6 protein-coding genes are annotated in these 23,936 nt (G+C 73.7%); 3 read left to right on the forward strand and 3 right to left on the reverse strand.

The features are described 5' to 3' along the window. Positions 1 to 60: 60 nt before the first annotated feature. Positions 61 to 270 (reverse strand): MbtH family protein, encoded by a 210-nt coding sequence (locus tag STRBO_RS0120560; RefSeq protein ID WP_005474303.1) that lies wholly within the window; start codon positions 268 to 270, stop codon positions 61 to 63. A 31-nt stretch (positions 271 to 301) separates the two neighbouring features. Continuing rightward, the gene (locus tag STRBO_RS0120565; RefSeq protein WP_005474301.1) at positions 302 to 19,300 is read right to left on the reverse strand and encodes a non-ribosomal peptide synthetase; all 18,999 of its coding nucleotides are present in this window, start codon (positions 19,298 to 19,300) and stop codon (positions 302 to 304) included. Positions 19,301 to 19,493: 193 nt separating this feature from the next. Here STRBO_RS0120565 and STRBO_RS0120570 point away from each other — a divergent pair, with 193 nt between their 5' ends. From STRBO_RS0120570 to STRBO_RS0120580, 3 genes are all read left to right on the forward strand, one after another. Next, positions 19,494 to 20,534: a FecCD family ABC transporter permease gene (locus STRBO_RS0120570; protein WP_005474300.1), complete on the forward strand. Its 1,041-nt coding sequence runs from the start codon at positions 19,494 to 19,496 to the stop codon at positions 20,532 to 20,534. 252 nt (positions 20,535 to 20,786) lie between these two features. After that, positions 20,787 to 21,896: a FecCD family ABC transporter permease gene (locus tag STRBO_RS0120575; RefSeq protein WP_005474298.1), complete on the forward strand. Its 1,110-nt coding sequence runs from the start codon at positions 20,787 to 20,789 to the stop codon at positions 21,894 to 21,896. A gap of 4 nt (positions 21,897 to 21,900) precedes the next feature. Continuing rightward, entirely contained in the window at positions 21,901 to 22,899 is a 999-nt protein-coding gene (locus tag STRBO_RS0120580; RefSeq protein ID WP_005474297.1) for an ABC transporter ATP-binding protein, read from the forward strand. 63 nt (positions 22,900 to 22,962) lie between these two features. Here STRBO_RS0120580 and STRBO_RS0120585 read toward each other — a convergent pair whose 3' ends face one another. After that, the gene (locus tag STRBO_RS0120585; RefSeq protein ID WP_005474295.1) at positions 22,963 to 23,910 is read right to left on the reverse strand and encodes a methionyl-tRNA formyltransferase; all 948 of its coding nucleotides are present in this window, start codon (positions 23,908 to 23,910) and stop codon (positions 22,963 to 22,965) included. Positions 23,911 to 23,936: the final 26 nt, after the last annotated feature.

Consider the following 23,936-nt stretch of genomic DNA (forward strand, 5'->3'; position numbering starts at 1 on the left):
GGCGGAAGGTACGGGAAGGGGGGCCGGTCGCCGACCGGCCCCCCTTCCGTGTCCCTCGTGTCAGCCGTCCATCGACTCGGCCAGGCTCCGCGGCCGCATGTCGGTCCAGTGGGTCTCGACGTGGTCCAGGCAGGACTGCCGCGAGTCGGGTCCGTGCACCACCCGCCAGCCGGCCGGCACCTCCACGAAGTCCGGCCACAGGCTGTGCTGGTTCTCGTCGTTGACCAGCACCAGGTAGGTGCCCGCGGGGTCCTCGAACGGATTGCTCATCGCATTCCTCTTTCTCGCTTCGGGTGCTTACTCACTTCGGGTTCCGCTCCGCCCACGCGACGAGCCCCTTCAGGGCCCGGAACCAGGTCTCGGCGAGATCCTGGACCGTGTCGCGCGGCAGCAGTCCTTCCAGGTACGACCAGTGCGCGGCCAGCACGGGCCCGTCCGCCCGGTCCTCGGTCACCACGTTGATCTCCAGCGCGTGGCCCTCCCGCATCGAGCCCTCCGACCCGATGTCCGCCGCGTCCTCCTCCGGCGCGTACGACCAGTCCGTCTCCTCCGGGATGCCGAACCGGCCCAGGTAGTTGAACTCCACGCGCGGCGGCTCGTGGGCCGCCAGCACCTCACGGGTACGGGGGTTGAGGTGCCGCAGCAGCCCGTACCCGACGCCGTTGGCGGGCAGCGCCGCCAGATGCCCGCGCACCCGCCGTACGGCCTCCTCGGCGGCCGGACCGCCGGCGAAGGCGTCGGCGGGGTCGGCCGGGCCCGCGTCGAGACGGACCGGGTGGACGCTGGTGAACCAGCCGACCGTACGGGAGAGGTCGACGCCGTCGCCGCCCAGCTCCTCCTCGCGGCCGTGGCCTTCGAGGTCGACCAGCACCGAGGTGTCCGTGCCGCTCTCGCGCCGCCGCCGGTCGGCGAAGGCGAGGGCGAGTCCGGTGAGCAGCACGTCGTTGACGGCGGCGCCGAACGCGGCGGGCACGGCCGACAGCAGCGGTCCGGTGTGCTCGGCGGGCAGCCGGAGCACGACCTCGCGCTGGGTGGCGGTGGTGTCGCGGTCGGGATCGCGCTCCCGGGTGAGCGGCAGCGACTCCGCGCCGCCGTCGAGGATCGCCTCCCACACGGGCAGTTCGGCCTCCCGTTCCGGTGCCTGGGCGAGGTCGCTGAGCAGCCGGGACCAGCGGGCGAACGACGTCTCGACGGGCAGCAGGCCGACGGGCCGGCCGGCCGAGACGTCCCGCCAGGCCGCTTCGAGGTCGGGCAGCAGCACCCGCCAGGACACCCCGTCCACGACGAGGTGGTGGCCCATCAGCAGCAGCCGGCCGGGCGCGTCGCCCGCGTCGAACCACACGGCCCTGACCATGATCCCGGCGTCCGGGTCGAGCGAGGTCCGTGCCGCGGTGGTGTGCCGCCGTACGGTCTCGCCGAGCGCGGCGGCGTCCAGACCGGAGACGTCGACCCGGTCGATCCAGCCGGCCGCGTCGACCGCGCCGACGGGCGGCACGTGCAGCGACCAGTTCTCGGTGTCCTCGCGGGAGGGCCGGACCAGGGCGGCGCGGAGCAGGTCGTGGCGGTCGGCGAGCGCCTGGAGCACGGTCGTCAGACCGGGCAGGTCCAGCTCCGCCGGGGTGCGGACCAGGGCCGCCTGGTGGTAGGCGGCGAAGGGGCCGCCCAGTTCGCGCAGCCAGTGCATGACCGGGGTGAGCGGCACGCTGCCGGTGCCGTCGTCCGCCGGGCGCGGCGCGCCGACCTCGGCCGCCTCCGCGACGGTACCGAGCGCGGCCACCGTGCGGTGCCGGAACACCAGCCTCGGGCTGATCCGCAGACCGGCCGCGCGGGCCCGGCCCACGAGCTGCATGGCGACGATGCTGTCACCGCCCAGGGCGAAGAAGTCGTCGTCCACACCGACCTGTTCGAGCCCCAGCACCTCCGCGAAGACCGTGCACAGCAGCTCCTCCATGGGGGTCGCGGGCGCCCGTCCCAAGGACAGGGCGGAGAAGTCGGGCGCGGGCAGCGCGGACCGGTCCACCTTGCCGTTGGCCAGCTGCGGGAACCGCTCCAGGGCGACGACGGCCGCCGGGACCATGTGGTCCGGGAGGAGGCCGCCGACATGGGCGCGCAGCCGTGCCGGGTCGGGCGCGGTGTCCGGGGCCGGTACGACGTAGGCCACGAGCAGCTTGCGCGGGCCGTCCTGGTGGACGGTCACCAGGGCCTGTCCGACCTCCGTATGGGAGGTGAGCGCCGCCTCGATCTCGGCGGGCTCGATACGGAACCCGCGGATCTTGACCTGGTCGTCGGCGCGGCCCAGGTAGTCGATCCGGCCGTCGGCGGTCCAGCGGGCCAGGTCGCCCGTGCGGTACAGCCGGGACCCGGCGGGACCGAACGGGTCGGCGACGAACCGCTCGGCCGTCAGGGCGGGGCCGCCCAGGTAGCCGCGGGCGAGACCGCCGCCCGCGAGGTACAGCTCGCCGGGGACAGCGGGTGGCAGCGGCTGCAGGCGGTCGTCGAGGACGTACGCCCGGGTGCCGGCCACCGGCCGTCCCACGAGCGGGCGTTCGCTGTCGCGGACGCGTCCCACGAGGGCGTCCACGGTCGACTCGGTCGGCCCGTACAGGTTGAACGCCTCGGTGCCGGGCAGCTCGGCCAGCCGCTTCCACAGGGCGACGGGGACGGCCTCGCCGCCCACGCCGACCACCGCGAGCGGGCAGTCGCCGCCCCGCAGCAGACCGCTGTCGGCCATCTGCGTGAGGAACGACGGCGTGACCTCCAGGAAGTCGAAGCGGTGCCGGAGCACGGCCTCGGTGACCAGTTCGGGATCGCGGCGGACCTCTTCGGACAGCACATGGACGCAGTGCCCGTCCAGCAGCCACAACTGCGGCTGCCAGGAGGCGTCGAAGAAGAACGACCAGGCGTGGCCGACCCGCAGATGCCGCCGCCCGGCCGCCTCGATCGCGGGCGCGTGGAGCGTCTCGCGGTGACTGTGGAACAGGGTGCCGAGGGTCTCGTGGGTGATCACGACGCCCTTGGGGCGGCCGGTGGAGCCCGAGGTGTAGATGACGTACGCCGGGTGCCGTGGCGTCAGCGGGGCGTCGCGGTCGGCGTCGGTGAGGTCGGCGGGGTCCTGGGCCGCGAGGCGGTCCCGGGTGCCGGGGTCGTCCAGCAGCAGGGGCGTCGTGCCGGGCGGCAGCGTGGCCGCCAGGGCGCGGGTGGTCAGGGTGAGGACCGGTCCGGCGTCGGCGAGGACGCCGGCGGTGCGCTCGACCGGGGCGTCCGGGTCGAGCGGCAGATAGCCGGCGCCCGCCTTGTGGACCGCGAGGACGGCCGTGAGGAAGTGCGCGGTGCGGGGCAGCGCGAGCGCCACGAACCGTTCCGGGCCGGCGCCCGCCTCCACCAGCAGCCGCGCCAGCCGGTTGGCGGCCGCGTTGAGTTCGGCGAACGTCAGTTCCACCCCGTCGGACGCGGCGGCGGGCAGGTCACCGTGGAGGCGCACCCGCTCCTCGAACAGCGCGGGCACCGTGGTCGGCGCGCCGGCCGCGGGCCTGCTGTGCCAGCCGCCGACCAGACGGGCCCGCTCGTCCGCGCCGAGGATGTCGACGCGGGTGAGCGCCGTGTCCGGGTCGGCGGTCACGGCCCGCAGGACGCGCAGCAGCCGGTCCGCGAACGACTGCGCGGTGGCGTGGTCGAACAGGTCGGCGCTGTACTCCAGTACGCCGTCCACCCCGCTGCCGTCGCCGCGTTCGACGAAGTCGAAGGACAGGTCGAACTTGGCGGTCGTCTGCGCCACGTCGTCGCGGCGGGTGTCCAGTCCGGGCAGTCCGGTGTCGTCGCCGCCCGACGCCAGGTACACGACCATCACCTGGAACAGCGGGTGCCGGGCGAGCGACCGGGCCGGGTTGACCACCTCCACCAGCCGCTCGAAGGGCACGTCCTGGTGGTCGAACGCGGCCAGGTCGGCCTCCCTGACCCGGCCGAGCAGTTCCCGGAACGTCGGGTCGCCGGAGGTGTCGGTGCGCAGCACCAGCGTGTTGAGGAAGAACCCGACCAGGTCGTCCAGCCCGGCGTCGGTGCGCCCGGAGATCGGGCTGCCGATCGGGATGTCGTGCCCCGCACCGAGCCGCGAGAGAAGGGTGGCCACGGCCGCCTGGAGCACCATGAACACACTGACCCCGTTGTCGCGGGCCAACGCGTGCAGGGCGGCGGCGAGTTCGGCGTCCAGCGACAGGTCGGCGGAGCCGCCGCGGTAGGTCGCCTCCAGCGGGCGGGCCCGGTCCACGGGCAGTGCCAGCTCCTCCGGCAGTCCGGCCAGGGCCTGCTTCCAGTAGGCGAGCTGGCGGGCGGCGAGGCTGTCCCCGTCCCTCTCGTCGCCCAGGACCTCCCGCTGCCACAGCGTGTAGTCGGCGTACTGCACCGGCAGCGGCTCCCACTCGGGGGCGTGTCCGGCCGTGCGGGCGGCGTAGGCGAGCGCGAGGTCCCGGTGGAGCGGTCCCTCCGACCACTCGTCCCCGGCGATGTGGTGCAGCAGCAGCAGGACGGTCCAGTCCTCCTCGCCGGTACGGAACACCTGTACCCGCAACGGGAGTTCACGGTCCAGCGCGAAGCCGTACGCACCGGCCTCCGCGAGCAGGTCCGGCAGCAGTTCGTCGTCGGTGTCGACGACCTCGAACGGGACGCGGACCTGCTCGGGCGTCAGCACCACCTGGTGGGCCCGGCCCTCGTCGTCGGGGAAGACCGTGCGCAGTGTCTCGTGCCGGACGACCACGTCGTGCACGGCGGCCCGCAGCGCCGCCACGTCCAGCGCGCCCGTCAGCCGCCAGGCCGAGGGGATGTTGTACGTCGCGCTGGGGCCCTCCACCTGGTAGAGCACCCACAGGCGCTGCTGGGCGGAGGACAGCGGCAGCCGCTCGGGACGCGCCCGGACCGTCAGGGCCGGTCGGGTGGTGCCCGTGGCGTCGGCGGTGTCGGCGAGGTGCCGGGCCAGCCGGGCGGGAGTCGGCGCGTCGAAGACGGTGCGCAGCGACACCTCGACGCCGAGCGCCGTCCGGACGCGCGCGGTCAGGCGCATCGCGAGCAGCGAGTGGCCGCCGAGCGCGAAGAAGTCGTCGTCGACGCCCATCTCGGGCACGGCCAGGACGGCGGCGAACGCCTCGCACAGCAGGTCCTCGCGCGGGGTGCGGGGCTTGCGGCCGGAGAGGGGCGCGGCGAGGTCGGGCGCGGGGAGCGCCTTCTCGTCGAGCTTGCCCGCGACCGTGCGCGGCAGGGCCGCGACCGTGACGAAGGCGGACGGCACCATGTGCGCGGGCAGGGCGCCGCCCGTGTGGCCGCGCAGCTCCGCCGGGTCCGGGACGCGCCCGGCGGCCGGGAGGACGTAGGCGACGAGCCTGCGCACGCCCGGGGTGTCCTCGCGGACCACCACGGCGGCCGTGGCCACGTCGGGGTGGCCGGCGAGCAGCGCCTCGATCTCCCCGAGTTCGATGCGGAAGCCGCGCAGCTTGACCTGTCCGTCGGCGCGGCCCAGGAACTCCAGGGAGCCGTCGCGGCGGCGTCGTACGAGGTCGCCGGTGCGGTACATCCGGGTGCCGGGCGCGCCGAACGGGTCCGCCGTGAACCGCTCGGCGGTCAGTCCCGGTCGGTTGAGGTAACCCCGCGCCAGGCCCTCGCCGGCGAGGTACAGCTCACCGGTGACACCCACGGGGACGGGCCGCAGCAGCTCGTCCAGGACGTGGGCGCGGATGTTGTCCAGGGGCGCGGCCCAGCGGCCGGCGCTGTCGTCGTGCCAGCCGTAGGCGTCGACCGCGCTCTCTGTGGGTCCGTACAGGTCGTGGACCTGGGTGCCGGGCAGGGCGCACAGGCGCTCCCAGAGCGGGGCCGGGGTCGCCTCGCCGCCCACCGCGATCACACCGGGGAGGTGGGCGCCGGGCTCCAGGAAGCCGTGGTGGATCAGCTCGCGCAGGTAGGTCGGGGTGACGTCGAGGAAGTCGATGTCCTCCCGGCCGAGGTAGGTGAGCAGGGCGGCCGGGTCGGCCATCACGGCCTCGTCGGTGACGTGCAGTTCGTGGCCGGCGAGCAGCCAGATCAGCGGCTCCCAGGAACCGTCGAAGCTGAACGAGGCCGCGTGCACGGCCCTCAGCCGGTCGCGGCCGAGGGACCGCTCGGCGGGCCGGATCAGGTCGTCGCGGTGGGCGGCGAAGAAGTTGCTCAGGCCGCGGTGGGTGCCGACGACGCCCTTGGGAGCACCGGTGGAACCGGAGGTGAAGATGAGATAGGCGGAGCCGGCGGGGGCGGGCGGCAGGGCCGTCGGCGCCTCCTCCACGTCCGGGATCCGGTCGTCGATCAGGACGACCGGGCACCCCGGCGGCAGCTTCGCCGCCAGCTCCGCCGTGGTGAGCACGCACAGCGGGGCCGCGTCGCGGAGCATGAACTCCAGCCGTTCGGCGGGATGTTCGGGGTCGAGCGGCAGATAGGCGGCGCCGGACTTCAGCACGCCGAGGAGCGCCGGGACCATCAGGTGCCGGGGCAGGGCGAGCCCCACCACGCGTTCGGCGGCGGCGCCCCGGCGCAGGAGCAGCCGCGCGACCGCGTCCACCCGCTCGCCCAGCTCCCGGAAGGTGAGCCGGGACGCCCCCGTGACGAGGGCGGGCGCGTCGGGCCGGGCGCGGACGACGTCGTCGAGGATCTCCGGGACGGACCGGGTCTCCAGGGGCCGGGCGGTGTCGTTCCAGACGCCCGCGACGGCCGTCTCCTCCGCGTCGGTGAGGACGTCGAGGGAGCGCAGCGGCCGGGACGGCTCCGCGACGACCCGCTCCAGCAGCCGCAGCAGCCGCTCGGCGAGCCCGGCGGCGGTCTCCTCGTCGGTGAGATCGGTGGCGTACTCCAGCAGCAGGGCCATGTCCTGGCCGGGGCCGTGGTCGACGAAGGTGAAGTCCAGGTCGAACTTCGCCATGCCGTTGTCCATGTCGAACCACTCGGTGGGCAGCCCGAAGAGGTCCGGGTCGCCGTCGGGCCGGTGGTGGTAGCCGAGCATGACCTGGAAGAGCGGGTTGCGGTCGGCGCTCCGGACCGGGTTGACGGCCTCGACGACCCGGTCGAACGGCACGTCCTGGTGCTCGAACGCGGCCAGGGCCACCTCCCGCACCCGGCCGAGGAGCCCCTCGAAGGAGGGGGTGCCGGACAGATCGGTGCGCAGCACCAGCGTGTTGACGAAGAAGCCGACCAGATCGTCCACCGCGCTGTCGGTGCGGCCCGCGATGGGCGCGCCGAGCGGGATGTCGTCCCCGGCGCCCAGCCGGTGCAGCAGCGCCGCCGTGGCGGCCTGGAACAGCATGAACATACTGACCTGGTGGGTGCCGGCGAGGTCGCGCAGCGCGTCCCCGGTGGTGCCCGGGAGCGTGGCGCGGACGACCGCCCCGCGGCCGGTGGCGCGGGCCGCCCCCGGCCGGTCCAGAGGCAGCGGGATCTCCTCCGGGAGCCCGCTCAAAGCCTGCTTCCAGTAGGCGAGCTGTCCCTCCTCCACCTCGGCGAGCAGCCGCTCCTGCCAGAGGGTGTGGTCGGCGTACTGCACCGGCAGCGGAGCCCACTGGGGCCTCCCGCCCGCGGCGCGGGCCGCGTACGCGCGGTGCAGGTCGGCGAGGAAGGGACGGTCGGACCACTCGTCGGTGGTGATGTGGTGCAGGACGACGGCCACCACGTGGTCGTCGTCGGCCAGCCGCAGCACCTCGGCCCGCACCGGGAGATCGCGGCCCAGGTCGAACGGGCGGCGCTGGGCCTCCTCGATCCACCCCGCGAGTCCTGCCTCGGTGCCTTCGGAGAACAGGAACGCGGGCTCGGCCTCACCGGGCGCCGCGATCCACTGGTACGGCTCACCGTCCGCCTCCACGAACCGCGTCCGCAAGGTTTCGTGACGGTCCGTCACATCACGCAGGGCGGCGCGCAGGGCACCGAGGTCGAGTGCGCCGCGAAGCCGGAACACGAGCGGGAAGTTGTACGCGACACCGTCGCCGGTGATCCGCTCCACGAGCCACAGCCGGCGCTGGGCGGCCGACAGCGGGATACGGGCGGGCCGTTCGGCGGCCGGCTCCAGCGCGGGCCGGGCCGGCTGCCCGGAGGCCGCCCGCAGCGCCAGCGTCTCCGGCGTCGGTGCCTCGAACAGGTCGCGGATGGCCAGTTCGGCGCCCAGCTCGGTGCGGGCGCGGCTGATCAGCCGGGTCGCGAGCAGCGAATGACCGCCCAGGTCGAAGAAGTTGTCCTCCGCTCCGGTGCGGGGCAGGCCCAGCACCTCGGCGAAGAGGCGGCACAGCACCTCCTCGACGGGGGTGCGCGGGCCGCGCCCGGCCGACAGGGCGACCGCGGGCTCGGCGTCCGGCAGGGCGCGGACGTCGAGCTTGCCGTTGTCGTTCATCGGCAGCCCGGGCAGGACCACGAAGGCGGCGGGCACCATGTAGCCGGGCAGCCGTTGTCCGAGGTCGTCGCGGAGCCGCCTGACGAGCGCGGTGTGACCGCGCCCGGCGGCCGGGGTGTTGGCGTACGGGGCGTCGTCGCCCCGGTCGGCGCGCGGCCGGTACAGGCCCGCCGTGCGCGCGGTGTCGGCGCCGGGGTCCAGATTGCCGGACACGAAGACGGCCTCGTAGGAACCCGGCTCGGCGGACCAGGTGGTGAGCAGCCGGTAGCCGCGCGCCTCGGCGGTCTCCCGCAGGTCCTCCGGTTCCACGCCCGTCGCCGCGACGGCCGTCGGCCGGCCGGTGTCCAGGGCACGCAGCCCGGCCAGGTCACCGGCCGTGCGGGCGTCCGGGACACCCCGCACCCGCAGCGGCGTCGTGCCGTCGAGGCGGGCGAGGAGCGCGTCCCGTCCGGTCCAGACGACGGCCGGGACGCCGTCCAGGCAGAGCCCGGCGTCCCCCTCGTACAGCACCACGTCGTACCGGTAGCGGGTCAGCTCGTTGTGGTGGCGGCCCGCCTTGGTCCGCAGGTCGACGCCGACACCGAGGGTGGTGAACCAGTCCGGGTCGACGAGGAGTTCCTTCTCCAGCGCGAGGCCCCGCTCCACGGCCCGGCGCAGACTCTCCGGCTCCGTGTGCGCGTCGGCGCGGGCGGCCTGGATGCCGGCCTGGAAGACCCGAGCCTGCCGCAGGTCCCGGATGTCGCCGAGGAACAGGGCACCGCCGGGCGCGAGCAGGTCCAGAGCGCCCCGGACGACCTGGTGGAGGTGGTCCAGGCTCGGGAAGTACTGGACGACGGAGTTGATGACGACCGTGTCGAAGTAACCGGTGGGCAGGCCGTCGGTCACCTCGGCGGGCTGGCAGCGCAGTTCGACCTTCCCGGCCAGCGCGGGGTCGCTCCTCACGCCCTCGGTGAGCTTGCGGATCACGGGCGCGGCGAAGTCGGTGGCCCAGTACGCCTCGGCGTCCGGGGCGAGCTTCGACAGCAGCAGGCCCGAGCCGACGCCGATCTCCAGGATGCGGCGGGGGCCCAGTTCGCGGATGCGCTCCACGGTGGCCTCACGCCACTCCCGCATGTGCTCCACCGGGATGGGGGAGCCGTCGTAGGAGCTGTCCCAGCCTGCGAAGTCCTCGGTGAACAGGGCGGTGCCGATCTCGGTGTACTCGGCGGAGTAGATCTCCCGCCACTCACCGATCTGCTCCCGCTCGGCCGACTCGCGTGCCTCGGCGTCCGGTTCGGCCGGGACGACGTAGCCGACCAGGCGCTTGGTGCCGGGGGCATGGAGGTCGTCGCGGGCGACGACGGCTGCCCGGGACACCTCGGGGTGCTGGACGAGCGCGGTCTCGATCTCACCCAGCTCCACCCGGTAGCCCCGGATCTTGACCTGGTCGTCGGTACGGCCGAGGAAGTCCAGATTGCCGTCCGGGCGGCGGCGTACGAGGTCACCGGTGCGGTACATCCGCTCGCCCGGCCGCCCGTGCGGGTCGGCCACGAAGCGCTCGGCGGTCAGGCCGGGCCGGTCGAGATAACCGCGCGCCAGACCGACGCCCGCGGTGTACAGCTCACCGGCCACACCGTCCAGCACCGGCCTCAGCCAGGTGTCGAGGACGCGGGCCCGGGTGGCGCGGATGGGCTTGCCGACGGTCGGGGTGGCGCTGTCCTCGGTGCCACCGCCGAGCGTGTTGATCGTGTACTCGGTCGGGCCGTACAGGTTGTAACCGTACGTCCCTTCCGTGTCCCGCAGCGTGTTCCACACCGTCTCGGTGACGGCCTCGCCGCCGAGCAGCACCAGCGGCGGCCGGTGGCCCTCCAACAGGCCCTCCTCCAGCAGGAGATGGGCGTAGGTCGGGGTCACGTTGACGACGTCGACGCGGTGTTCCTCGCAGTACGCCACCAGCGCGGTCGCGTCCCGCCGCAGCTCCTCGTCGCAGACGTGCACCTCGTGCCCCTCGACGAGCCACAGCAGCTCCTCCCAGGACATGTCGAACGCGAACGACACCGTGTGCGCGATGCGCAGCCGCCGTCCGCCCGCCGACGCGATCGCCGGGGCGAAGATCTCCTTCTGGTGGTTGAGCTGCATGTTCGTCAGACCGAGGTACGGCGTGACGACGCCCTTGGGGCGGCCCGTCGACCCCGAGGTGTAGATCACGTACGCCGGGTGGTCCAGGCTGAAGGACACCGACACCGGACCGGCCGGGAAGGACGCCAGTTCGGCCGTCACCGCCGGGTCGTCGAGGAGCACGCGGGGTGTGTCGCCCGTCAGCGTCGCCGACACGCCCGCCGTGGACAGCAGGAGCAGCGGGCGGGCGTCGGCCAGCATCAGCGACAGCCGGTCGGCCGGGTGGTCCAGCTCCAGCGGCAGATACGCCGACCCCGTCCGCAGTACGGCGAACAGTGCCACCACCATGTCGATCGAGCGCGGCAGCCCGAGCGCGATCACCTTCTCGGGACCGGCGCCCCGCGCGAGCAGCAGCCGGGCCATCCGGTCGCAGCGCTCGTCGAGTTCGGCATAGGTGAGGCTCTGCGCGCCGAAGACGAGAGCGGTCTCGTCCGGGGTCCGGGCGGCCTGCGCGGCCAGCATGTCCGCCACCGTCTCGTGCGGCACGGGCTGCCGCTGCTCCGCCTCCTCGCGGGCGAGTGCGACGGCCTCGGCGGGCAGCAGGGAGTCCAGCGAGCCGACAGGCGCGTGCGGGTCGGCCACCAGACGGCCGACCAGCAGCACGAAGCGGTCCAACAGGCTCTGCGCGTAGGCGCCGTCCAGCAGGTCGGGCCGGTAGGCGAGGGTGGCCCGCACGCGGTCGCCGGGCGTGACGACCAGGTTCGCCGGGTAGTGCGTGGCGTCCACGTTGGCCACGGCCGTCGCACCGTGCCGTTCGCGCAGTTCGGCCAGCCGCTCGTCGGTGTCGGCGTTGCGCAGCACGAACAGTGTGTCGAACAGGCGCCGATGACCCGACTCGGCCTGGAGCACACCGAGGCCCATGTGCTCGTACGGCATGACCTCCAGCCGCTCGCCCTGGATGCGGCGCAGCAGAGCGAGGACCGGCTCGCGCGGGTCGAAGGCGATGCGCGCGGGCACGGTGTTGAGGAACATGCCGATGACGTTCTCGACGTCCGGCACCTCGCTGGGCCGCCCGGCGACCGTGGTACCGAACGCGATGTCGGTACGGCCCGTGGCGCCGGCCAGGACCAGTCCCCAGGCCGCGTTGAGCACGGTGTTGAGGGTCAGACCGTGGGTGCGTGCGGTGTCCCGCAGCCGCTCCGCGACCGTCACGTCCAGGACCGCGTCCAACTGCTCCGGGATCACGGGCTCCCGCCCCCGGTCCTCGGCGGCCGGCACCAGCAGCGTGGGCTCCTCGAAACCGGACAGGGCCGCCCGCCACGCCCGGGTGGCCTCGGTGTCGTCCTGCCGTTCCAGCCAGGTCAGGTAGTCGCGGTAGGAGCCGGGGCGGGCGAGGCCCGCCGGGTCGCCGCCGCTCTCGTACAGCGCGAACAGCTGCTCCAGGAACAGCCAGGCCGACCAGCCGTCCCACAGGATCAGATGACGGCCGACGACCAGCCGGTCGCCGCGCTCCTCGCCGAGCCGTACCAGCAGCATCCGCAAGAGCAGGGGGCGGGTGAGGTCGAAGCGCCGGGCGCGTGAGTCGTCCAGCAACTCCCGCATCCTGCGGTCCTGTTCGGCGGCCGGGAGCCCGGTGAGATCCACCTCGGTCAGCGGGTCGGCGGCGTCCCGCACGATGAACTGCACCGGCCGGCGCAGCCCTTCGCTGGTGAACCCGGCCCGCAGGCTGGGGTTGCGGGCCAGCAGGGTGCGCACGGCCGCCGACAGCCGCTCGGCGTCCACGCGGTCGGCGAAGTCGAAGGACTCGTGGACCGTGTAGACGTCCAGGGAGCTGTCGTCGAAGTTCGAGTGGAAGAACAGGCCCTCCTGGAGCGGGGCGAGGGGCCACACGTCCTCGATCCGGCCCGGCGCGAGCCGCTCGACGCGCTCCCGCTCCTCCTCGGTCAGCGCGAACGCGGACGCCGCGGGGGTGCCGTCCGCGGTCGTCTCGTCGAGGGCGGCCGTCGCCGCGAGCGCCGCCGGGGTGCGGTGCTCGAACACCTCGCGCGGGCCGATCACCAGCCCCGCGCGGCGGGCCCGGCTGGACACGGCGATCGAGCTGATGCTGTCGCCGCCCAGCAGGAAGAAGTCGTCGTCGACGCCGACATCGGAGAGCTTCAGCACGGCCGCGAAGATCTCGACGAGCACCTGCTCCCGGGGGTTGCCCGGGGCGCGGGTGACGGTACCGCGTACGGCCTGCGGGGCGGGCAGCGCGGCCCGGTCCAGCTTGCCGCTCGGGGTGAGCGGCAGGGTGTCGAGGAGCACCCAGGCACCCGGAACCATGGGGGCGGGGAGCGCGTCGGCCAGGGCCTCGCGGAGGCCGCTCGCGTCGGTGGTGCCTGCGGTGGTGCCTGTGGTGGTGCCTCCGAACGGGACGACGTAGGCGACCAGCGCGTCCTCGCGTACCGTCACGGCGGCCTGCGCGACCTCCGGCAGCCGGACGAGGGCCGCCTCGATCTCGCCGAGTTCGATCCGGTTGCCGCGCAGCTTGACCTGCCGGTCCGTGCGGCCCAGGTACTCGATCACCCCGTCCGCGCGCCGCCGGACCAGGTCACCGGTGCGGTACATCCGGCTGCCGGGCGGTCCGTACGGGTCGGCGGTGAAGCGCTCGGCGGTCAGCGCCGGGCGGGCGTGGTAGCCGCGCGCGAGCTGGACGCCGGTCAGGTACAGCTCACCCGGGACGCCGTCGGGGGCGGGCCGCAGACAGGCGTCCAGGACCCGCAGGCCGGTGTTCCACACGGGGCGCCCGATGGGCACCGCGGCGCCCCGGTCCTCGTCGGGGGCGTACGGGTGGTACGTGACGTCCACGGCCGCCTCGGTCGGCCCGTACAGGTTGTGCAGCGGAACGCCGGTGAGCGCGTGCCAGCGGCTCGCGGCGGCGATCGGGAGCGCCTCGCCGCTGCTCAGCACACGGCGCAGGGACGCGGACCAGGTGGGGTCGGCGGTGACCTCGTCGTGCCGGAGGAAGGCCTCCAGCATCGACGGCACGAAGTGCAGGGTCGTCACGGCCTGTTCGCGGACGAGTCCCGCCAGGTAGGCGGGGTCGCGGTGGCCGTCCGGGCGGGCGAGCACCACGGTCGCGCCCGCGAGGAGCGGCCAGAAGAACTCCCACACGGACACGTCGAAGCTGGACGGCGTCTTCTGCAGCACCCGGTCGTCGGCCCCGAGCCCGTACTCGCCCTGCGTCCAGGCGAGCCGGTTCACGACGGCGCGGTGGGTGACGACGACGCCCTTGGGCAGGCCGGTCGAGCCGGAGGTGTAGATGAGGTAGGCGGGGTCGTCGGGGCGTGCGGGGACCGGAGGCTGCCCGGCGGGCGGTTCGTGGTCGGGGACGTCGAGCAGCAGCACGGCAGGAGCCCGCTCGGGCAGCCAGCCGGCCGTGGCCGACAGCGTGATGACGGTCGTGGCGCCCGAGTCGGTGAGCATGTGGGTCACCCGGTCCGCCGGATAGTCCAGGTCCACCGGCAGATAGGCGGCGCCCGACTTCAGCACGCCCAGCAGCGCCACCATCAGCTCCGCCGAACGCGGCACGGCGACCGCCACGAAGGTGCCCGGCCGGGCGCCCCGACCGCGCAGCCGTACGGCCAACTTCTCTGCTCGGGCGTCGAGTTCGGCGTAGCTCAGCCGCTCGCCCTCGAAGACGACGGCCGTCGCGTCGGGCGTCCTGGCGACCTGCGCCGCGAAGCCCTCCGCCAGGGTGTGTTCCGCGACGAGGCGCTCCTCGCCGGCGGGGTGGGCGCGCAGGGCCTCGTCGGGGGAGAGGAGTTCGACGGAGGCGGCCGCGCGGTCCGGTGCCTCGGCGATGGCCTCCAGGACACGGGCCAGACGGTCGCCCAGCGCGCGCACGGTGTCCCCGTCGAGACGCTCCGCGTGGTGCTTGAGCCGCAGGTCGAGCCGTCGGCCGGGCTTCACGACGAGGGCGAGGGGGTAGTGCACGGCGTCGTGGAAGGCGTCGCCGGTGATGCGCACGGTGCCCGAGGCGTCCTGGAGGTCGGTCTCGGCGGGGTAGTTCTCGAACACCACCAGGGTGTCGAAGAGTTCCCCGGAGCCCGCGTGCCCGGTGAGCCGCTGGATCTCGGCGAGACCGAGATGCTGGTGGTCCAGCAGCCGGGCCTGCTCCTCCTGGAGCCGGACGAGCAGCGCCCCCAGGGACTCCCGGGAGGTCCAACGGAAGCGGGTCGGCAGGGTGTTGATGAACAGGCCCACCATGGACGCGATGCCCTCGACCTCGCCGTCGCGACCGGAGACCGTGGTGCCGAACACGACGTCGTCGCGGCCGGTCAGTCTGCCGAGCAGCAGACCCCAGGCGCCCTGGACGACCGTGCCGAGGGTGACCCCGCGCTCCCGGGCCCGCTCGGCGAGCCGCGCGGTGGTCCGCTCGGACAGCTCCACCCGTACGTGCTCCGGTCGCACGGGAGCCGTGTCGGCCGGGGTGCCGACCAGCCGCGTCGGCTCCTCCAGCCCGGCGAGCGCGTCGAGCCAGGCGCCACGGGCCGCGTCGCGGTCCTGCGCGGCGAGGCGGCGCAGGAAGCCCCGGTAGGGGGCGACATCGGCAAGCGGGGGCGCGTCGGTGCCGTAGAACGCCATCAGTTCGCGGTGCAGCACCGGCAACGACCAGCCGTCGGACACGATGTGATGGAACGTCAGCACGAGGCGGCTGCGTTCCTCGCCGAGGCGGACCAGGGCGCAGCGCAGCAGGGGCGGCGCGGCCAGGTCGAAGCCCCGGGCCCGCTCGTCGGCTGCCACCGCGTCGCCGAGCGCCTCGCGGACCGCGCCGTCCTGCGCCGACAGGTCGACCTCCCGCCACGGAAGCTCGGCGTCCCGCGTGATGATCTGCACCGGGGTACCATCCGGGCGCTGCCGGAACGCGGCCCGCAGCGGCGCGTGCCGGTTCAGCAGGCCCTGCGCGGCCCGGCGCAGCACCGTGCCGTCGACGGGCCCGGCGAGGTCCAGGACCTGCTGGACGACATAGGTGTCCCCGTCGGCGCCGCCGGTCAGGGAGTGGAAGAAGAAACCCTGCTGGAGCGGGGTGAGCGGCAGCAGTTCCTCGACCGGCAGCGGGCGCGTGCCCTGGATCTCGGCGAGTTCGGTGTCGTCGACCTGCACGAGCGGTGCGTCGGCGGTGTGTTCGGTGACCCGCTCGACGGCGGCCTCGGCCAGCGCCTCGACCGTGCGGTGCCGGAACACGTCACGGGTGGTGAGCCTCAGGCCCGACTCCCGTGCGCGGATGAGGAGTTGGATGGCACTGATGCTGTCGCCGCCGAGTGCGAGGAAGTCGTCCTCGGCCGTCACGGCCTCCAGCCCGAGCACCTCCGCGTACAGCGCGCACAACAGCTTCTCGCGGGGGGTGCGCGGGGCGCGGCCGGCGCTCATGGCGGCGTGGTCCGGGGCCGGCAGCGCCCTCGCGTCGATCTTGCCGCTGGGGGTGACCGGCAGGGCGTGCAGCGGGACGAAGGCCGAGGGGACCATGTAGTCGGGCAGCCACTCGGCGGCGTGACCGCGCAGGGTCCGCATGAGGGCGGCTACGTCACGGAAGGGCGCCGGCCGGTTGGCGTGCGGATGCGCGCCGGCCGTCCGGTACAGCGGCCCGAAGGGCCCGTCGAGGACGAACACGGCGTCGAACGCGCCGTCGTCGGCGCTGCCGTTCCAGGTGAGCGCGGCCCGGTAGCCGTGCTCCGCCGCCAGCGCGTGCACGTCCTCCGGATCGACCCCCGAGGCCGCCTCCCTGCTGCTGCCGTCCAGCCGCCGCAGGTCCGCCAGGTCGTCCGCGAGGCGCGCGTTGGGCACACCGGCGAGGCGTATCCCGATCGGCCGCCCGGCCAGCAGCTCACCGAGTCCGGCGAGTCCGCCGACGGCCGCCCAGTCGGTCTGCGGCAGCTCCCGGGCCGCCGCCGGAGTTCCCGGGCGCAGCACGACGTCGTACCGGTACCGGCTCAGTTCGTTGTGGTGCGTGGCCCGCTTGATCCGGATCTCCGCATCGAAGCCGTCGAGAGCGGCGAAGAAGTCCGGGTCGAGGAGGAGTTCGCCCTCCCAGCGCACGGACCGCTCGACGGCCGTCCGCAGCGCGCTCTTGTCCTCGTTCTCGCCCTCGGCGCCGGTCGCCCGCCGGGTCTCCACGGCCGCGCGCAGGGTGCGCAGCAGCCGCAGGTTGCGGACGTCGCCGACGAAGATCCGGCCGCCGGGGGCCAGCAGGCCCGCCACCTGGCGCAGTACGTCGGCGAGATAGTCGCCGCCGGGGAAGTACTGGGCGACGGAGTTGATGACGACCGTGTCGAAGTACCCGGTGGGAAGACCGGTGGTGTCGTGGGCGGGCTGGGCCCGCAGCTCGACCTTCGCAGCCAGTTCCGGATCGGTGTCGACCTGGGCGCGCAGGGCCGCGACGGCACGCGCCGAGAGGTCGGTGCCCCAGTACGCCTCGCAGTCGGGTGCGATCCGGGACAGGATCAGGCCGCTGCCGACGCCGATCTCCAGCACCCGCCGGGCCGGGCCGAGTCCGCGGATGCGCTCGACGGTCGCCGCCCGCCACTCCCGCATCTCCTCGACGGGGATCGGCGTGCCGTCGTACATGCTGTTCCAGCCGGCGTAGTTCTCCCGCAGAGCGGAACCGGCGGGATCCGTGCCGGGATCGTCCGCCGGCGCCGCGTCCCGCGCGTCGCCCGCGTCCTCGGAACCGGCCGCCCCGTACAGGAGTTCGTGCAGTTCCTTCCACTCCTCGACCCGCGTGTCCGGGTCCGCGTCGCGCGGCGCGTCGAGGGCGGGGACGACATAGGCGGCCAGGCGGCGGTCGCCGGGCCGGTCCTCGCGGACGACCACCGTGACCTGGTCGACGGCCGGGTGGCCGCGCAGCACCGACTCGATCTCGCCCGGCTCGATCCGGAACCCGCGGATCTTCACCTGGGAGTCGGCGCGCCCGAGGAACTCCAGTCGTCCGTCGGCCCTTCGGCGGACCAGGTCACCGGTGCGGTAGAGCCGCTCGCCGGGCTCCCCGAACGGGTCGGCGACGAACCGCTCGGCGGTCAGGTCCGGCCGCCCGAGATAGCCCCGGGCCAGACCCGCGCCGCCGAGGTACAGCTCGCCCGTGACGCCGGCGGGCGCCGGCCGCAGGTAGGCGTCCAGGACGTACGCCCGGGTCCCCGGGTCGGGCACGCCGATGGGGACGATCGCCCCGGCCGGGATGTCCGGATCGCACAGTCCGAGCGTGGAGTTGGTGGTGGCCTCGGTCGGACCGTACGCGTTGAACATCATCCGTCCGCGCGCGAACCGTCCCACCAGCTCGGGCGAGACGCGCTCGGTGCCCGCCAGCAGCGTGGCGGCCGGGGGGAGATGGACGTCGTCGGGCAGGGCGGCGAGCAGCGCGGGCGGCAGGATCATGAACGTGATGCCGTGCGTGTGCGCGTAGTCGGCGAGCGGGGCGCCGGGCACCCGCAGTTCCGCCGGGACGACGACGAGCCGGCCGCCGGACAGCAGTCCGAGGCACAGGTCCCAGAAGGCGACGTCGAAGCTCGGCGAGGCGAACTGCAGCACCCGGCTGTGCGGGCCGATGCCGAACCGCTCGCTCTGCGTGGCCACCAGCTTCGCCACACCGGAGTGCGCGAGGGCGACGCCCTTGGGGCGGCCGGTCGAGCCCGAGGTGTAGATCACGTAGGCGGCGTTCAGGACCGTGAGCGGCCCTCCGCGGTCCGCCTCGGTGGGATCGTGGGCGGGCCGCTCGGCCAACTCGGCAGCGACGGCGGGGGAGTCCAGCTCCAGGACGGTCATGCCGTCGGCCGGGCCGGGCAGGTCCCGTGCGGTCTCCCCGGTGGTCACCATGCAGACGGGCCGCGCGTCGCCCAGCATGTACGCGATGCGGTCCGCCGGGTAGTCGTGGTCGATCGGCAGATAGGCGGCGCCCGACTTCAGGACGGCCACCTCCGCCACGATCAGCTCGGCGGAGCGCGGCAGGGCCAGGGCGACGATCCGCTCCGGGCCGGCGCCCCGCGCGAGCAGCGCGTGCGCGAGGCGGTTGGCGCGCGAGTCCAGCTCGGCGTAGGTGAGTTCCTCGCCTTCGAAGACCAGCGCCACGGCGTCCGGCCGCTGCCGCACCTGTTCGGCGAACATCGCGGGCCAGGTGTCCGCCGGCACCGTGTGCGTGGTGTCGTTCCAGTCGAGGACGACCTGGCGGTACTCCTCGGGGCTCATCAGCTCCAGCCGGGCGACCGGGGTCTCCGGCCGGTCCAACGCGTCGGCGAGGAGCGTGCGGTAGTGGCCGAGGAGGCGGTCGATCGTGGTGGCGTCGAAGATGCCGGGGTGGTACGCGGCCCGTGCCGAGCCCTCGGCCACCTCCAGCAGCACGTCGACGGGGGCGGGCAGGTCGGTGGCGGGCCGGGCGGCCGTGGCGAGGGCCGTGTTGAAGAACAGCCCGCCGCCGCGTGTGGGCCGGGGCCGCAGCTCCTCGATCAGGAGCCCGACCGGCACCCGGTGGGTCTGCGCCTCCTCGTGCGCCTGCGTCACCCGCCGCACCAGCTCGGCGAAGGAGGGGGCGTGGTCGACGGACACCCGCAGCGGGAGCCCGTCGTGGCCCACGGTCAGGTCCGTCGCCCCGGTGTAGCGGTGCAGCAGGGCGACGAAGGCGGCGAGACGTACGGCGTCGGGGGCGTCCGGGACGTCCGCGAGCACGCGCGTGTCGCGTTCGAGCAGAGGCTGTGGCGGGTGAGGCCGATCGGCGGGCAGCGAGATCTCGAGCGGCAGCGATGTCAGCAGCCGCCGCCAATAGGCCAGGACTTCCTCGGTACCGCACACAGCAGTGAGCCTTCCCACCAGGTCGGGGCCCGGTTCTGAGCCGGGTCGCCGACATACTAAGGTAAGGGTTACCTAATTCACAGCGTGCTCCTAGTGATGCCCAGAGGTCGGGACGGCAATCCATGAGGGATCTACAGTTCGACCCGCACTCGCCCTACAGTTAAGGCAAGCCTCATCAAAGAAAGTTGAAGACGTGGGGACCTCTACGGTCCGGGCGGCGAAAGGCCCCCGCGCGGCACTGCTGCTGACACTCTCGGCCCTGGCCCTGCTCACCCTGTGCGCCCTGTCGATGGCGTTCGGCGCGCTCGGCGTCCCCCTCGACCAGGTGTGGCACACCCTGCTCGGTGACGCCCCCGACTCCCGTGTCGACAGCGTCATCTGGTCCGTACGCCTGCCACGCACCGTCCTCGGGCTCGCCACCGGCGCCGCCCTCGGTCTCTCGGGCGCGCTGATGCAGGCGCTGACCCGCAATCCGCTCGCCGACCCCGGCATCCTCGGCGTCAGCGCGGGCGCCGCTTTCGCGGTCGTCCTCTCGGTCGGCGTGCTCGGCATCTCCTCGGTCTACGGCTACATCTGGTTCGCCTTCGGCGGCGCGTTCGCCGCCAGCGTCCTGGTGTACCTGCTGGGCGGGCTCGGCCGGTCCGGCTCCACGCCGGTCAAACTCGCCCTGGCCGGGGTCGCGGTGACCTCCCTGCTGTTCTCGCTGACCAGCGCCATCGCGCTCACCGACCCGGACGCCCTCAACCGGTACCGGTTCTGGAGCGCGGGCTCGCTCGCCGACCAGGACGAGGGGGTCCTGCTGCGCGTCCTGCCGTTCCTGGCCGTCGGCGCGCTCCTCGCCCTCGCCTGCGCCCCGGCCCTCAACAGCCTCGCCCTCGGCGACGACGTGGCGAAGTCGCTCGGCCTCAAGCTCGGCCTGGTCCGCGTCCAGGGGGTCCTCGCCGTCACCCTCCTCACCGGCGGAGCGGTCGCCGTCATCGGGCCCGTGGTCTTCGTCGGCCTGGTCGTCCCGCACATCGCCCGCGTCCTCGCCCAACTGGCCGGCCTCGGCCCGGACCACCGCTGGCTGCTCCCCCTGTCGGCCGTCCTCGCCCCCTGCCTGCTGCTGGCCGCCGACATCGCCGGCCGCCTGATCGCCCGCCCCACCGAGATCCAGGCGGGCATCCTCGTCGCCTTCCTCGGCGGCCCCTTCTTCATCGCCCTGGTCCGCCGCCGACGCCTCGCGGAGCTGTGACATGACGTCTCGTCGACGGAGTCATGAGCCCCGGGTGGACACACGCCTGCCCTCCGGGGTTCGGGCACCGGCCCCGACCGGCCCCCGCGTCCGAACGGCGCCCGGGGCCCTACGAAGAGAGGGCCCCGCCGCGATCACCGACCTCCCGCCTCGGCGAGCCGCGATCGCCGACACCTCCCTTCGCCAACTCCCCGCCTACGAAACCGTGGTGACGACGCCCCACGAAGACCAGACCCATGGAGTGGTGAGCCGATGACGACCGATCTCGTGCCCGTGCCGCCCGCGAAGGGCGTCGCGGAGACGGCCGGCCGACGCCGCACGGCCGACCGTCTCGCCTTCCGGCTTCCCGTGCCGCCCGTGTCCGGTGTCGTACGGCCCAGGCTGCTGGGCGTCTCCCTGCTGCTCGCGGCCGCCGCGTTCCTGGCGTTCGCCGTGGAGACCTCGGTCGGGGACATCGACCTCCCGCTCACCGACGTGCTGAAGGCCCTCGCGGGCACGGGAGATCCCGGCACCGAGCTGATCGTCCACGAACTGCGGCTGCCGCGCGCCCTGGCCGGGCTGCTCGTCGGCATCGCGTTCGGCATCTCCGGGGCCCTGCTCCAGACCGTGACGCTCAACCCGCTCGCCAGCCCCGACATGATCGGCATCACCCAGGGCGCGGGCGCGGTGGTCGTCGCCGGCATCGTCCTCGGCTGGGACGGCGGCCTCGGCACCCAGGCCCTGGGCCTGCTGGGCGCGTCGACCGCAGGACTGCTGGTCTACCTCCTGGCCTGGAAACGCGGCACCACCGGCTACCGCATCGTCCTCGTCGGCATCGGTGTCGCCTGGATCTGCACCAGCTTCACGGACTACCTCCTGGCCCGCGGCCAGCGCTTCCAGGCGCAGGCCGCCCTCGGCTGGCTCGTCGGCAACCTCAACGGCCGCACCTGGGACCAGATCGGCCCGCTCGCCGTCACCCTGGCCGTGCTCGTGCCCCCGGCGGTCCTGCTCGGCCGCCAGATCCGCGTCCTGCAACTCGGGGACGACGTCGCCAAGGGCCTCGGCACCCGGGTCCACACCGTCCGGGTCGCCGTCCTGCTCATCGCGGTCGGGCTCGTCGCCTTCGGCACGGCGACCGCCGGACCCATCGCGTTCGTGGCGCTCGCCGCACCCCAGGTCGCCCAGCGCCTGGCCGGCACCCCGTTCCCGCCACCCGTCGCGGCGGGGCTCACCGGTGCCGTGATGGTGCTCGTGTCCGACCTCGCCGCACGCAAGATCGTCCCGGACACGGAACTCCCGGTCGGGATCGTCACCGGGGTGCTCGGCGCCCCCGTCCTGCTGTGGCTGCTCATCCGCGCCAACCGCGCCGGTTCAGGAGGCTGAAGACGTGTCATCGAAGTACGAACCGGCATCGAAGTACGAACCGGCATCGAAGTACGAACCGGCAACGAAGCGCGAACCGGCAACGAAGCGCGAAGCCCGCGCCGAAGCTCCGGTCGCAGGCCCCGCCGAGGGCCGCGCCGAGGGTCCCGAGCTGCGCGCCGAGGGCCTGCGCCTGGCCTACGACGACCGCATCGTCGTCGAGGACCTCGACCTGGTCGTCCCCACGGGCCGTGTCACCGCCATCGTCGGCGCCAACGCCTGCGGCAAGTCCACCCTGTTGCGTGCCCTGGCCCGGCTGCTGACGCCCAGGGCGGGCGCCGTGCACCTCGACGGCCGAGCGGTGCACTCCATCCCGACCCGGACCCTCGCCCAGAAGCTCGGCATCCTCCCGCAGACGCCCGTCGCCCCCGAGGGGCTGACGGTCATCGACCTGGTGGGGCGCGGGCGTTCACCGCACCAGACGTGGTGGCGGCAGTGGTCGCGCGTCGACGAGGAGGCCGTGCACGAGGCGCTGCGGGCGACCGCGATGACCGACCTCGCGCACCGGCCCGTCGACGAACTCTCCGGCGGGCAGCGCCAACGCGCCTGGATCGCCATGGCCGTGGCCCAGGGCACCCCCGTGATGCTGCTGGACGAGCCGACGACGTACCTCGACCTCGCCCACCAGATCGACGTCCTCGACCTGGTCACCGACCTCAACCGGCACCAGGGCCGCACCGTCGTCATGGTTCTGCACGACCTCAACCAGGCCTGCCGGTACGCCGACCACATCATCGCCATGAAGGGCGGCCGCATAGCGGGCGAGGGCGCCCCCGCCGACGTCATCACCGCCCCCATGGTCGAGGACGTCTTCGGGTTGCGCTGCGTCGTCGGCGAGGACCCCGTCAGCCGTACCCCCATGGTCATCCCCATGGGCCGCCACCACGAGGGCACCGACGCCGACACGGGCGCCGACTCGGACGGGGCCACGGCGGCGGTACCCGTGTCGGGCGCCGCCGGCTGACCCGCCGACGGTGCCCCCGTCCCTCACGCCTGTCCCTCACGCCCGTCCCTCACCTCCGGACCGTCACGGGCGGGCCGTCAGGTAACCCCCCATCGTGCGGAAGTAGTCCGTCGCCGCGTGCTCGGTGCCGTCCTCCGTCCGCACCCGCTCGACCACCAGCCCCGGCAGCCGTCCGGAGCGGGCGTCGGCACCCGCCACGATGACGACACCGTCGCCCTCCCGGATGAAGATCCGCCCCGGCGTGCCGCCGTAGCGTCCCTCGGAGACGGAGGCCGAGACGATCCGGATCCGTTCGCCCCGGTGATGGGTGAAGGCGTTGGGGTACGGGTCGGACTGGGCCCGTACGAAACGCTCCAGGTCCTCGGCGGGCCAGGTCCAGTCGATCCGGCTGTCCTCCAGCGACCGCTTGTGGAAGAAACTCGACCGGGAGCGGTCCTGCGGCGTCCACACGGCCTCGCCGGAGGCGATGAGTGCGAGCGAGTCGGTCACGAGCGGGCCGATCAGGTCGACCGTGCGGTGGAACAGGTCCGTCGCCGTGTCCTTCGGTCCGACCGGCACCGAACGCTGCAACAGCACGTCACCCATGTCGAGTTCGCCGTCCATGCGGTGGGCGGTGACACCGACCTCCTGCTCGCCGTTGATGAGCGCCCAGATGAGCGGGGAGAACCCCGCGTACGTCGGCAGCAGCGAGTCATGGATGTTGAGCGTGCCGTGCGCCGGCAGATCGAAGATCTCGGGCGGCAGCCAGGTGCGCCAGTTGTTGGCCACGATGAGGTCCGGATCGGCCTCCTTGAGCGCGCGCAACAGTTCCTCGTCGTCCGGCCGGTTGCGCAACAGCACCGGCACACCGTGCTGTTCGGCGAGATCGGCGACCGAGTCGTTCCAGATCTTCTCGTACGCGTGATCGCTCTTGGGATGCGTGACGACGAGTACCACATCGTGTCCGGAATCCAGCAGCGCACGCAGCGTCCGGTGTCCCCACGTCTGGTATCCGAACATGGCGATCCGCATATGAGCCCTCCTCAACCGTTGCTAGG

The sequence above is a fragment of the Streptomyces bottropensis ATCC 25435 genome, from assembly GCF_000383595.1.
In the GTDB taxonomy this organism is placed as follows: Bacteria; Actinomycetota; Actinomycetes; order Streptomycetales; family Streptomycetaceae; genus Streptomyces; species Streptomyces bottropensis.